The organism is Streptomyces sp. NPDC086519, assembly GCF_040686075.1.
Taxonomy (GTDB): domain Bacteria; phylum Actinomycetota; class Actinomycetes; order Streptomycetales; family Streptomycetaceae; genus Streptomyces; species Streptomyces shenzhenensis.
The window spans coordinates 1-12,848 of the sequence record NZ_JBFBJL010000008.1; the positions used below are offsets into that span (position 1 = coordinate 1).

The 12,848-nt window shown below is 73.3% G+C and carries 12 protein-coding genes; 7 read left to right on the forward strand and 5 right to left on the reverse strand.

The genetic code is table 11. From position 1 onward, the window contains the following. Positions 1-88 precede the first annotated feature (88 nt). The 4 genes from AB0P24_RS10085 to AB0P24_RS10100 form a co-directional block, all read right to left on the reverse strand. Positions 89-1,312 (reverse strand): cytochrome P450, encoded by a 1,224-nt coding sequence (locus AB0P24_RS10085; RefSeq protein WP_365792114.1) that lies wholly within the window; start codon positions 1,310-1,312, stop codon positions 89-91. A gap of 124 nt (positions 1,313-1,436) precedes the next feature. Beyond that, positions 1,437-2,831, reverse strand: coding sequence for an FAD/NAD(P)-binding oxidoreductase (locus AB0P24_RS10090; protein ID WP_365792116.1), 1,395 nt, complete (start codon positions 2,829-2,831; stop codon positions 1,437-1,439). Next, positions 2,828-3,055, reverse strand: coding sequence for a ferredoxin (locus AB0P24_RS10095; RefSeq protein WP_365792118.1), 228 nt, complete (start codon positions 3,053-3,055; stop codon positions 2,828-2,830). The genes AB0P24_RS10090 and AB0P24_RS10095 overlap by 4 nt, the downstream gene beginning before the upstream one ends. Before the next feature lie 817 nt (positions 3,056-3,872). After that, positions 3,873-4,199: an ANTAR domain-containing protein gene (locus AB0P24_RS10100; protein ID WP_365792120.1), complete on the reverse strand. Its 327-nt coding sequence runs from the start codon at positions 4,197-4,199 to the stop codon at positions 3,873-3,875. 197 nt (positions 4,200-4,396) lie between these two features. Between AB0P24_RS10100 and AB0P24_RS10105 the strand changes: the two genes are divergently transcribed. The 7 genes from AB0P24_RS10105 (at position 4,397) to AB0P24_RS10135 (ending at position 10,686) form a co-directional block, all read left to right on the forward strand. Further along, the gene (locus tag AB0P24_RS10105; protein WP_365792122.1) at positions 4,397-5,353 is read left to right on the forward strand and encodes an AraC family transcriptional regulator; all 957 of its coding nucleotides are present in this window, start codon (positions 4,397-4,399) and stop codon (positions 5,351-5,353) included. A gap of 100 nt (positions 5,354-5,453) precedes the next feature. After that, complete coding sequence (locus AB0P24_RS10110) at positions 5,454-6,977, forward strand: FAD-dependent oxidoreductase (RefSeq protein ID WP_365792124.1); 1,524 nt, start codon at positions 5,454-5,456, stop codon at positions 6,975-6,977. A 587-nt stretch (positions 6,978-7,564) separates the two neighbouring features. Then, positions 7,565-7,756 carry a hypothetical protein gene (locus AB0P24_RS10115; RefSeq protein WP_365792126.1) on the forward strand — a complete coding sequence of 64 codons (192 nt, stop codon included), beginning with the start codon at positions 7,565-7,567 and terminating at the stop codon, positions 7,754-7,756. 14 nt (positions 7,757-7,770) lie between these two features. Next, positions 7,771-8,451: a HemK2/MTQ2 family protein methyltransferase gene (locus tag AB0P24_RS10120; protein ID WP_365792127.1), complete on the forward strand. Its 681-nt coding sequence runs from the start codon at positions 7,771-7,773 to the stop codon at positions 8,449-8,451. Next, positions 8,435-8,647: a CDGSH iron-sulfur domain-containing protein gene (locus tag AB0P24_RS10125; RefSeq protein ID WP_365792129.1), complete on the forward strand. Its 213-nt coding sequence runs from the start codon at positions 8,435-8,437 to the stop codon at positions 8,645-8,647. Before AB0P24_RS10120 ends, AB0P24_RS10125 begins: the two co-directional genes overlap by 17 nt. Then, the gene (locus tag AB0P24_RS10130) at positions 8,644-9,654 is read left to right on the forward strand and encodes an iron-containing redox enzyme family protein (RefSeq protein ID WP_365792131.1); all 1,011 of its coding nucleotides are present in this window, start codon (positions 8,644-8,646) and stop codon (positions 9,652-9,654) included. Before AB0P24_RS10125 ends, AB0P24_RS10130 begins: the two co-directional genes overlap by 4 nt. After that, complete coding sequence (locus AB0P24_RS10135) at positions 9,655-10,686, forward strand: Ppx/GppA family phosphatase (protein ID WP_365792133.1); 1,032 nt, start codon at positions 9,655-9,657, stop codon at positions 10,684-10,686. 133 nt (positions 10,687-10,819) lie between these two features. On the opposite strand, the gene AB0P24_RS10140 is transcribed toward AB0P24_RS10135, so the two are convergent. Next, a complete protein-coding gene (locus tag AB0P24_RS10140) occupies positions 10,820-12,739 on the reverse strand; it encodes an N-acetylmuramoyl-L-alanine amidase (protein WP_365792135.1) in 1,920 nt (639 codons plus the stop codon). Between the last annotated feature and the right edge of the window lie 109 nt (positions 12,740-12,848).

Consider the following 12,848-nt stretch of genomic DNA (forward strand, 5'->3'; position numbering starts at 1 on the left):
CGCCTTGCGCGTATCTCACACCAACGACATAGCGCCGTCAGGGCCGTCCGTCAGCGAACCTCAGCGAGACGACATCAAAACGCCCTCGTCAGTAACCGCCGTTCTGCTCGACCTGTAGATGGATCGGCCCGCGCAGCACGGGGCTGCGCCGGTAGGGGGGCGGGTCGGCGACCAGCCGGGGACCGTCGAGGCGGCGTACCAGCTCGCCCAGCGCGATATGGGCCTCCCGCCGGGCCAGCGGGCCGCCGAAGCACAGGTGGATGCCGCTGCCGAAGCCGAGGTGCTGGTTGTCCTGCCGGTCGGGGTCGAAGCGGTCGGGATCGTGGAAGCGGTTCGGATCGCGGCTGCCCGAGGCCAGCATCAGCATGATCTGCGAGCCCTTGGGGATGACGGTGTCCGCGACGGTGACGTCGCTGTACGCCGCCCGCCAGGGAATGATGTGCACCGGCGGCTCGTAGCGCAGCAGTTCCTCGACCAGCGGCACGACCAGGTCCGGTTCGTCGCGCAGCCGTCGCAGCACGTGGGGGTGGCGCAGCAGCGTCAGCATGCCGTTGGTGATGAGGTTGACGGTGGTCTCGTGGCCGGCGATCAGCAGCAGGTTGGCGGTGCTGATGATCTCCTCGTCGGTCATCCGCCCGTCCGGCCCGTCGTCGTTGGCCAGCCGTGACAGCAGGTCGTCGCTCGGGTGGCCATGGCGTTGTTCCACCAGTCCGCCGAGGTACTCGCGCAGGTTCTGGCGGGCTCGCACGCCGTCGTCGAGTTTCTCCTTCGGGTCGGTCTTCGGGTCGTAGTCGATCGAGTTGATGATGTCGTTGACCCACACACGGAACCGCGGTTCGTCCTCGCGCGGCACGCCGAGCAGGTGGCAGATCACCGTGACGGGGAACGGGTAGGCGAGGTCGTCGACGATGTCGATCCGTTCCTTGTCCGCGAGGTCGTCGACGAGACCGCCGACGGTGTCGGACAGGGTGGGTTCCAGGCCGGTCACCAGCCCCGGGGTGTGCGGGGGGCCGAAGTGGCGCATCGCCATCCGCCGCAGCCGGTCGTGCTCGGGCGGGTCCATGTTGATGAACGCCGGGGTGGGCGCGCCCTCGGCCGAGGGCATCGGATGCGCCAGGTTGCGGACGTCGGAGCTCAGGTGCGGGTTGTGCAGGATCTCCGCGAGCTCGCGATAGGTGCTGATGACGTAACTGCCGTCCTCCTGCCGGGCCACCGGCGTCTTGCGCAGCTCCGCGTAGAGCGGGTACGGGTCGGGCCGGGAGGAGTAGTCGAGGATCCGGTGCAGGATGTCGGGCGCCTCGGTCGTGGTCATCTCGCTGTCCTTTCCTCCTGACGGTGGGCTCCTGACAGGGGCTCTGGCAGGGGGCTTCTGGCAGGGCGCTTCTGGCAGGGCGCTTCTGGCAGGGGCCTTCTGCCGGCGGACTCCTGCCGGCGGCCTAGCGGTGGTGCTGGTGCGCGGCCGTGACGCGGCGCTCACCCGGGTCGTGACCGGTGACGACCACGGTGGCGCCCTGGGCGAGCAGGAGGGGGCCGGGGAAGTCGACGGGTACCGGCTTCGTGTCGACGGGCTGGTCGGGCGTGGGGCAGGGCGGCGGGAAGGGCGCGGCCGTCTCGATGAGCTGCCGGTAGTGGTCCAGCCACTTCGCGTTGTTGAACGTCACCGCCGCGGTGACCCGGCCCTGGTAGCCGTACGCGGCCACGAAGCGGTGGTCGGAGACCGAGCCCTGGGTGACGACCACCTCGTCGGCGAAGGTCGGCACGCCGACGGACTTGATGTTCACGCCGAACTGGATCGACCAGAACCGCGGGATGGACAGGTGGGGCCAGCGGTCCGCCTGGCCGTGGAGCATGTTGTGGGCGGCGATCTCGGCCTGCTCCACCGCGTTGGCCCAGTGCTCCAGCGAGATCAGCCGGTACTCGTAGACCGGGTTCGGGCAGCGCGCCACGTCCCCGGCGACGAACACGTCGTCGGTGATCAGGCCGTTGAGGTCCATGGCACGGCAGCCCGTGTCGCAGGCGACGCCCCAGACTCCCGCCGCCAGTCCGGAGCCCCGCAGCCACTCGGTGTTGCGGATGCCCCCGAGCGCGACCACGGCCACGTCGGCGTCGATCGTGCTGCCGTCGTCGAAGTGGGCCCGGCGCAGCCGCCCCTGGGCGTCGCCCTCCAGCCGGGTGACCTTGACCCCGCACCGCAGGTCGACACCGTGGGCGCGCTGCATGTCCGCCGCCACCTCGCCGATCATGGCGCCGAGCGCCCCGACCAGCGGATACGGCGCGCGTTCGGCGACCGTCACCGGGATGTCCCGCTCCCGGCAGACGGAGGCGATCTCGGAGCCGGTGAATCCCGCGCCGATGACCAGCACCCGGGAGGGTCCGGCGGCGAGGGCGCGCCGCAGGCCCTCGGCGTGCTCGCGGGTCCGTACGACGAACACGCCGTCCAGCTCCGCCTCGCTCTCCACGAACCAGGGCCGGGCCCGTACGCCGGTGGCGATCAGCACGCGGTCGAAGGGGACCTCGCGGCCGTCGGCGAGCCGTACCTGGTCGGTGGCCAGGTCCAGCCCGCTCGCGGGCACGCCGAGCAGCCACTCCGCGTCGATGTCACGCCGGCGCGGCAGCGCGGTGCCCCCGGCGGGCACCCACCCGGTCAGGACCTGCTTCGACAAGGGGGGACGGTCGTAGGGCTCGCCGAGCTCGTCGCCGATCATCGTCAGCGATCCGGTGAACCCCTCCTCGCGCAGGGTTTCCGCGGCCCGCAGTCCCGCCAGGGACGCCCCGACGATCACGATGCGGCCGTCGCGCCTGAACGCGCGCAGGTTGTCGGCACTGGTCATGACCTCGCCGCCTCCACCGGGGTACGCCGGCTCTCCAGCCGGTCGACGAGAATCGCCTGGACCGGGCAGGCCGCCGCCGCGCGCAGCACCCGGTCGCGCACGGCGTCATCGGGCTCCGGGTCGTACATCAGCGCTTCCTCGCCGTGCAACCGGAACGCGTCCGGAGCCAGGAACGCGCACTGCGCATAGCCTTCACATCGGGAGAGATCAACGACGACTCGCATCCCGGCCTCCACAGGGGCTGCAGGCTGCGGACCCGTACCGGGAGGCGGCGCGCCGCGCTCGTCGGGTCTCCGCAGAAGGATTTTGGTGATCGCGAGAAAGAACGCGGGCAAGAATCGGCCGGCGCGCCAGGGCGACCGGCCACGGTGAGACCGCCTAGGAATTCCGCGACTTCACCCGATCAGCCTATGCCCCGCCCATATCGCCCGCACGCCGGGAATCCGGGGGCCGGGGGCCGGGGGCCGGGGGCCGGGGGCCGGGGGCCGGAAGCAACCGCGTCGGGGGCGCCCGCGGCCCGCGTCCGGCGGGTGGCCCGGCCGCCTGGTTGGGCTCGGTGTCACCGGGAGTGCCGACCGGAACAAGGCCGGAGCAGGAATCGGAACAGGATCGCGGCAGGAGGCGGCCTTCCGCGAGCTGTACCGCAGGCTGCCGGACCGGGCCCGGGACGGTGGGCCGAGGCGGCGCGGTGGGCTGAGCGGCCGAGGCCGGAGCGGTTCCCGGCGGCCGCCGCCGAGGGCGGGTGCGGGCGCATCGTGTCGTTGGGGGCGGCCGCGCATCGTGTCGTTGGGGGCGGCCGTCGAGACGCGGAGTGCTCCGGACAGTCCGGGGACGGGACGCCGGCACTCCTGTGCGTGATCGCCCCGCTGCGGCTCCCGACGGCGACCGGCTGCCGGTGAACCGATCGCCGTGCTGTGACCGTGCGGCGGCCGCGCTCCCGGGGGGCCGCTCCCCCGTAGGCGGCGGAGCCCCGGCGCACGCCTCGGCCCGTCCGGCGGACGCGCGGGCGGCCCTGCCACGGCGAAAGCGTCCGGCCTGCGGTCACCGGTCCGGCACGGCCCCGGTCGCGGGGGTCTGCGCGGACCGTGCCAGCACCGCCGCGCCCAGGGCGTGCCGTACCTCGTCCGGAAGCCATTCGCAGTGCGGCCACTGTCTGATCTGCTCGGCGATCTCCCGCAGCTTGGTGTTGGTGTGCTGCGAGACGTCCCTGAGGATCTCCCAGGCCGTCTCCGGGGTCACCCCGGCATAGGCGATCACCACGCCCATGGCCTGATCGACCGTCGCACGGGCGGTGACGGCGTGGCGGAGCTGGGCGATCTCTGTCTCAAGGGCTGTGATCCGGGCGACGGTGTCCACGTCTTCGGGCATCGTGAGGAGAGCTTTCTGGTCGGGCTGTCATGCCGGTCTCCCTTACTGCTGCCCGCGCCCGGCCCACGTAGGGGTACCGGAAACGCATGGTCGACGCCCTCGCCGTCCACAAAACGAAAACGCCGCTCGCGACGTGCGTGAGCGCCGTGACGACCGTCTCCCTGTTGAAGCGCCGAGGCCGGGGGAAGGAGAAGTGAATGGACTCGCTCGTATTCGAAAGCGACGACCTCGGCATGACGGAGGATTTCCTCTCCCACGCCTACGCGCGCATGCGCATCGGGAGCACCACCCCCGCCGCCGGTACCGCACGCGTACGCCGCGACGCGACGACGTCGTTCAGCGTGGACGAGATCGACCTGGACTTCGAGATGTCGTACTCGGTCACCCCGCTCGGCAGGATCTGTCTCTGCGTCGTCCACGAGGGAACCGTCCAGGACCACGTCTTCCACGGCGTGCGGGACTCCTTCGTCGCCGGTGACACCGTGCTGTTCGCACCCCACGACCTGCCGTACACGGGCCGGATCTGCAACGCCCGCTACAACATCACGATGCTCGATCCCGGTCTGCTGGACCAGGTGGCGGCCTCCACCGGAGCACGGCCGGACGAGCCGGTACGGCTGACCGGGCACCGGCCGCGGTCCCAGGCCGCCGGCGACCGGCTGCGGGCCACCATCTTCTACCTGCGCGACCAGGTCCTGGCCGACCCGGAAACGGCGGCCGAGCCGCTGCTCGTCTCGGCCGGCGGCCAGCTGCTGGCCGCGAGCGTCCTGGCCGCCTTCCCCAACACCGCCCAGACCGACCCCACCGGGCAGGACCGGGGCGACGCCCACCCCGCCACCCTGAGACGGGCCGTCGCCTACATCGACGACCATGCCGACCAGCCGATCACCGTCGCCGACATCGCGGGCGCCGTCCACGTCACGATCCGCACGCTCCAGTACGCCTTCCGCCGGCATCTCGACACCACGCCGATGGCGTATCTCCGGCGGGTCCGCCTGGCGCAGGCGCACCACGACCTGCTCGCGGCCGCCCCCCACAGCGGTGCCACCGTCGCCGGCATCGCCGCTCGCTGGGGATTCGCCCACCCCGGCCGCTTCGCGGCCCTCTACCGGGCCGAGTACGCCACCGGCCCCGCCGACGCGCTGCGCGGCTGACCGGGCTCGAACAGCGCCCGAGTTGCCCGGTCCGGCCCGCGCAAACCCCTGCCCCGCGCGGTCGTGCGTGTCGCCCGCGCAGGGCGGGAACCCGGCCGTCATGAACGCTCAGGAACTGCGGGGGTCGTACTGGATCGAGACCGCGCCGGACGGGGCGCCCGCTCCCCCGCCGGACGGAGACGTCTCCGTCGATGTCGCGGTGGTCGGCGGCGGGATCGCCGGGCTCAGCACGGCGTGGGAGCTGGTCCGGCGGGGCCGCGAGGTGGCCGTGCTGGAGGCGGGCCGGCTCGCCGCCGGGGTCACCGGCCACACCACGGCGAAGCTGACGGCGCTGCACACCCTCGTCTACGACCACCTGCGCCGCACGCGCGGCCGGGAGGGCGCGCGGCTGTACGCCGAGTCGCAGTCGGCGGCGATCCGCCGGGCCGCCGAGATCGTCGCCGACCTCGGTATCGACTGCGAGTGGGAGGAGGCGGCGGCCTGCACGTACGCCGAGCGTCCGGAGCACGTCGGGCAGCTGCGGGCGGAGGCCGAGGCGGCGCGCGAGGCGGGCCTGCCGGCCGAGTTCGTCACCGGGACCGAGCTGCCCTACCCGGTGGCCGGCGCGGTGCGGGTCACCGGCCAGGCGCAGTTCCATCCCGTGAAGTACCTGCGCGCCCTCGCCGCCGACCTGCGCGTACACGGCGGTGCCGTGTACGAGGGGACGCGCGTCACCGGCCTCTCCGAGGGCGAGCCCTGCGTCCTGTCGACCGACGTGGGCGCGACGGTGCGGGCGCGCGAGGTCGTGGTCGCCACGCACTACCCCGTCTTCGACCGGGCGCTGCTGTTCACCCGGCTCTCGCCGCGCCGTGAGCTGGTCGTCGCGGGGTCCGTCGACGCGGGCCGGGCCCCGCGCGACATGTACATCACGACCGAACAGAACACCCGGTCGGTGCGCAGCGCTCCGCAGGCCGACGGCACCCGGCTGCTGATCGTCACCGGGGAGCACTTCACCCCCGGCACCGCCGACGTCGAGGAGGGCTTCGCCCGGCTGACCGCCTGGGCCGACAGTCGCTTCGCGGGGCTGACGGTCACCCACCGCTGGGCCGCCCAGGACAACGACTCCACCGACTCCGTGCCCCTGGTCGGCCCGCTGCACCCCGGCAGCCGCCACACCTACGTGGCCACCGGCTTCGGCGGCTGGGGCCTGAGCGGCGGCATCATGGCCGGCGGCCTGATCAGCGACCTCGTCGAGGGCCGCGAGAGCGAGTGGGCGGGGCTGTACGACCCGCGCCGGCTGGCCTCCGTGGTCCGCGAGGGAGGGGCGTTCCTCAAGCACCAGGCGCAGGTGGCCAGGCACTTCGTCGGCGACCGGCTGGCGTCCGTCATGGCACCCGCCCCCGAGGACCTCGCCCCGGGAGACGGAGCCGTCGTCCGGGTGGGCGGTCACCCGTGCGCCGTCCACCGGGACGACAGCGGTCAGCTCCACGCCGTCTCGGCCCACTGCACCCACCTCGGCTGCCTCGTCGCCTTCAACCGCGCGGAACAGGCCTGGGAATGCCCCTGCCACGGCTCCCGCTTCGCCCCCGACGGCCGCATCCTCCAGGGCCCGGCCGTACGACCGCTGGAGAAGCGCGACATATAGGCGATCGGCTCCGAAGGACCGGACCCCGGAACGCGGGCACGCGGGCACGCGGGCACGCGGAAGCGCAGGCACGCGGAAGCGCAGGCACGCGGAAGCGCGGCCACGCGGGGGCGCGGGAACGCCGCCACGCGGGAGCGCAGAAGCGCGGGAACGCGGCCACGCGGGAGCGCAGAAGCGCGGCCACGCGGGAACGCGGGAGCGCAGGAACGCGGGCACGCCGCCACGCGGGAACGCAGGAACGCAGGAACGCAGGAACGCAGGAACGCAGGAACGCAGGAACGCCGCCACGCGGAAGCACAGGCACGCGGAAGCGCGCAACCACCGGGCCACCCGGCCACCGGACCGCAGGACCACCGGACCACCGGACCGGCCCGCACGACCGCCGGCCGACAAGGCAGCCGTCCGGTATGGCAGCCGTGCGGCCAGGCAGCCGGCCGGCCTGGCGGGCCGTCGGTCGTGTGCGGCTCCGCCGTCCGTGGCGCGGCACCGCCCGCAGCGGCCTCCCCCGTTACGTCTGCTTGCCAGGGGTACCCGTGTGGCGCGTTCGGTCCGCGCACTCATCCGTCCCCGGCCCGTGGAGCAGACCTGTGAAAGCCCTCGTCGTCAACTGCACGCTCAAGGAGTCCCCCGCGCCCTCCGGCACGGCGGCGCCGGCCTCGGTGGTCGTCGCTCGGCCGGCCGAGTTCGTGCGCGCCGTGGGCCTGCCCGTCGCCCCCGGTGCGGTCACCGGCACCGGCACCAGCGGCGGCGCCGAGCGGCCGTCGAAGGCGTCGAGCTGAGGCGAGGTGCCACGATGACCGTCGACTCCCTCGTCTCCGCTCCCCGGTTCCGCTGCTGGACCCCGCCGGGCGTCTACCGGCCGCAGACCGACACCGCGCTGCTGAGCCGGGCGCTGCGCCGGGAGCGGATCACCAGCCGCACCGAGGTCCTGGACCTCGGCACCGGCAGCGGCGCGCTCGCGGTCGAAGCGGCCCGGCACGGCGCCCGCGTCACGGCGGTGGACATCTCCTGGCGGGCCCTCGCCACCGCCTGGTGCAACGCCCTGCTGAACGGGCAGACGGTGCGGATCCGCCACGGTGACCTGGCGGGCGCGGTCCCCGGCCACCGGTTCGACCTCGTGATCACCAACCCGCCGTACGTCCCCGCCCCGCCCGCCGACGGCCCGCCCCGGGGCCCCGCCCGGGCCTGGGACGCGGGCCCGGACGGCCGGCTGCTGATCGACCGCATCTGCGCGCTGGCCCCCGCGGTGCTGCGCCCGGCCGGGACGCTGCTGATGGTGCACTCGCATCTGAGCGGCGTCGAGAAGACCCTGGACCGGCTCGGTGCCGCCGGTCTGCGCGCCGAGGTCGTCGACCGCGTCCGGCTGCCGTTCGGACGCGTCCTGCACTCCCGGCTCACCTGGCTGCGCGAGTGCGGCCTGGTGGCCGACCGGACCACGGAGGAACTGGTGGTGATCCGTGCCGCACACTCCTGAACGCCCCCGCCGCATCCGCGTCCAGCGCGACGGGCCGCTCCTGGTGGAGGGCCCCGTCGAAGTCGTGGACGAGGACGGCCGGATCACGGTGTCCCACCGGTTCGTGGTCGCCGTCTGCACCTGCCGCCGTACCCGGACCCCGCCCTGGTGCGACACCAGCCACCGCCGCCGTACGAAACGGGACGAGACCTCATGACCGATGTGCGCCTGCCCGAGCCGCGCGGCCCGTTCTCGGCCGCGCTGATCGACTTGATGCGCGGCTCGGAGTCCACCGCGCCGCCGGCGCCCGCCGACGCCTACGGCGACGACCTCCAGCTCGCCCTGTACGTGCTCTACGAACTCCACTATCTCGGCTTCGCCGGGGTGCCCGACGACCGCGAGTGGGACCCCCGGCTGCTCGCCCTGCGCGCCGCACTGGAGGACCGCTTCCTGGGCGCGTTGCGCGCGAACGTGCCGGTCGACGCGTCCGACACCGCCGGTCAGGCCCTGGACGCGCTCCAGCTGGAACCCGTCGGCGACGACGGCGGCAGCCTCTCGTACTTCCTGCGCGACCACGGCACCCTGGAACAGTTCCGGGAGTACGCCGCCCTGCGCTCGCTCTACCACCTCAAGGAGGCAGACCCGCACGCCTGGGTGATCCCCCGGCTGCGCGGACGGGCCAAGGCCGCCATGGTCGCGGTGGAGTTCGACGAGTTCGGCGCCGGCCGCGCCGACCAGATCCACGCACGGCTGTTCGCCGACCTGATGACGGACCTGGACCTGGACACCGCGTACGGCCGCTACGTCGACGCCGCACCGGCCGAGGCCCTGGCCACCGTCAACATGATGTCCCTGTTCGGCCTGCACCGGGCCCTGCGCGGCGCGCTCGTCGGCCATTTCGCGACCGTCGAGGTGACGTCCTCCCCGGCCTCCCGCCGCCTGGCCGAGGCGCTGCGCCGGATGGGCGCGGGACCGGCGGCCGTCCGCTTCTACACCGAGCACGTCGAGGCGGACGCGGTGCACGAACAGGTCGTACGGCACGACGTGGTCGCCGGACTGCTGGCGGACGAGCCGTGGCTGGAGGCCGACGTGGTCTTCGGGATCCGCGCGACCGGTCACCTGGAGGACCGGCTGGCGGCCCGGCTGCTGGCCGACTGGCGTGATGGCCGTACCGCGTTGTGTACGGTCCGCATCATTCCCGCGACGGTGGGTATTCGGCCCTGAATGAGGCTGAGCATGGTGGACGCCGGTTCGAACACGGTCCGGCTGGTAGTGACGGATGTGACGAACGGTGTGCCGCTGCCGGTGCACACCGCCAAATGGAAGCTGCGGCTGTCCGAGCAGGTCGCGTCCGACGGCCGGCTGGGGGAGCAGGCCACGGACCACCTGGTCAAGGCGTTACGCAAGGCCACGGAGATCGCCGCCCGGTGGGGTGCGCCGGAACCGTTGGCGTTCGCGACCGCCGTCGTGCGCAACGCCCCCGACCGTGCCGCCGTCCTGCGGACCGTGCGCGAGGAGACGGGCGTACGGCTGTGTGTGCTGCCGGGTGAGACGGAGGCCGAACTCACCTTCCTCGGCGTCCGGCGCTGGATGGGCTGGCGCGCCGGGCCGCTGGCCGTCTTCGACATCGGCGGGGGCTCCCTGGAGGTCGCCTTCGGACGCGGCCGGATGCCGGAGTTCGCCGCCTCCCTGCCGCTCGGCGCGGGCAGGCTGACCAGGGAGTACCTCGACCAGGACGGCCCGCCCTCGGAGGCCGAGCTCCAGGCCCTGCGCCGCGCGGTGCGCCACCAGCTGCGGGACGCCACCGCCCGTATCCGCTGGGAGCATCCGCACACCGCCGTCGCCACCTCCCGCACCTTCCAGCAGCTGGCCCGGCTGTGCGGCGCCGCGCCCGGACGGCACGGGCCGTTCGCCGAACGTGTCCTGCGCCGCGGCGACCTGCGCCGTGCGATCCACCGGCTGGCCGCCCTGCCGGCGGCCGAACGCTCCGGGCTGCCCGGCATCTCCGCGCCCCGGGCCCGGCAGAGCCTCGCGGGCGCGGTCGTCGGGCACACCGCGATGAAGCTGAGCGGCGTGAAGGCCGTCGCCGTCTGCCCCTGGGCGCTGCGCGAGGGCATCCTGCTGCGCTACCTGGAGGACGGCGCCGACTGGTGGGCCGACATCGAGACGGGAGCGCACACCGGCGGACGGCTCCTCGACGCGGCGGCCGTCAGCCGCCTGCCCCTGCGCCGGACCGCTGCCACGCCGGAGTTGTGAGGCCGCGCACCGGCCGCCGCCACGGCCCACGGCCCGCCCGGCGGGCCGACCGAGCCGGACGAAGACGTGCCCGGAGCCGTTCGGCTCCGGGCACGTCCGGTCGTTCAGGTTCTGCCGGGTGCGGGGTCCGGGATCACCGGGCCTCGGTGGCCGTCACGTCGGCCGCGTTCACGTAGATGGTCCGGTTGTTGAACTGGGCCTGGTAGTACTTCTGTGCGCCCTTCACCACGGCGCCCGAGGTGAAGTAGTCGTCGGCGGCCGCGGCCGGCTGGTCCACGACGTAGGCCTGGCCGACCGGGATCCGGTAGCCGGGTGCCGTGAGCGCGACCTGCCGCGACGGCGACAGGCCGGCGGGGTATTCGGACGCCGCCGGGTACGCCTGGCCGTACAGCGGCGCGGCGTCGGGGCCCACGGCGCTGATGACCGTCACGCCCGTGGTCGGGACGGTGTTGCGCCCGCACGGGTTGTAGATCCAGCCCTCCTGGCCGTCGTACCAGATCGCGGTCCAGTCGCCCTGGCGGTCGGCCACCACGAACTGCTGACCGGCCTGGACGCGGTCGCTCCAGTCGCTGATCTGGTCGGTGCCCGCCGTCAGGCCGGGGTGCACGTCCGGGTCGAGGAGCAGCGGCGCGTCGGCGGCGGGCGCCTGACGCACGAACAGCGAGTTCGACGGCTGCGCGACCTCGCCGCAGGCCGTCGTCACGCCGGACGGGTCGTCGGCCGGGCAGACCGTGTAGGACTGGATGTTCTTCTCGAACCCCGGAGCGATGGTCACCACCGAGCCGGCCGGGCCGACCCCGTGCGGGCCCGTGGCCGCGGGCGCGCCGAGCAGCGTCATGAAGCGGTTCCAGTCCCAGGCCGTGCCCGGGTCCCAGTGCTGCTTGGCGAGGTTCGAGTCGAGCGAGCCGGGAACGTTGTCATGGCCCATGATGTGCTGCCGGTCCAGCGGCACGTCGTACTGCTGGGCGAGGTATTTCACCAGCTCGGCGGTCTGCTGGTAGGTGGCGTCGGTGTACCACTGCGCGCCCTGCGCGGTGAAGCCCGCGTGCTCGATCGAGACCGAGTGCAGGTTGTAGTGGTAGTTGCCGACGGCGTACGCGATGTCCTCGACCGGCATCAGCTGCGTGGTGCTGCCGTCCGTGTCCATCAGGTAGTGGGCGGACACGACCGCGCCGGGGGCCGACAGGGTCGACAGCGCGGAGGCGAAGGTGCCCTCGGCGGTGTGGATGACGATCCGGTCGATCTGGATGCCGTTCGCGGGCCGGTTCGACACCTGGCCGTTGCTGCCCGTGACGGCGACCGGCGCGTAGGTGCAGTCCATGGTGGCCGGGCACTCGGCGCCGGTGGTGGTGTCCGCGCTCGTCAGCCTGAGCTCGTCCAGCTGGGACAGGTCGGGCCGCGCGTCCTGGTCCGCGGCCAGGCGCAGCGTTCCCTGGGCGGTCTTCTGCTCGGCGCCCGAGGCGATGGCCTTGAAGACGCCGTGGACGTACCGGGTGGCGGCCTTCTTGTCCGTGAAGTGGCTGTACTCGGCCACGGCCGCGGTCCACTCGGACGGGTTCCGCGGCAGGCTGCCGGTGAGGGTCTTCTGATAGGACGCCAGCAGCGCGGCCGTCCCCTCCAGGTTGGCCCCGCGGTCGGTCCTCAGCCGGGCCTCGGGTATGCCGGTCAGCTTCGACGCCGTCCGCAGGGTGTGCATGCCGGGACGGTTCACCAGCGAGGACAGGTCCGAGCGGCCACCGGCGCCGGCCGCGCCGTCGACCAGCATGGCCGTCGTCACGTCGGTGAGGTTGCCGAGGCCGTAACCGCCCCTGTCGCTGTAGCCCGGGTGGGACTGCCAGCCGGACTCCTCGCGGGTGACCCCCATGAGCACGGACACGGGGACGTCGTACTTCGCCGCCGCGGCCGCGAAGTCGGCCTGCGCGCCGGACTGCTGGGAGGTTTTGGTCTGCGCCTGCGCCGCCGACGGCAGGAGCGCCAACGCCCCGGCCGCCACGACACTTCCGACGACGGCCGACGCCAGCCACCGTGGGGAGTTCCGTCTGTACAAGGTCATGCTGCTCCGTTCTCCGTCGACTTGAAGAGATGACAGCGAAGAGTCCGCGGTTCCACCCGAGGGCGCCCGGCCGGCCGACGTTGCCCTCAACCTCCTTGAAACTATAGAA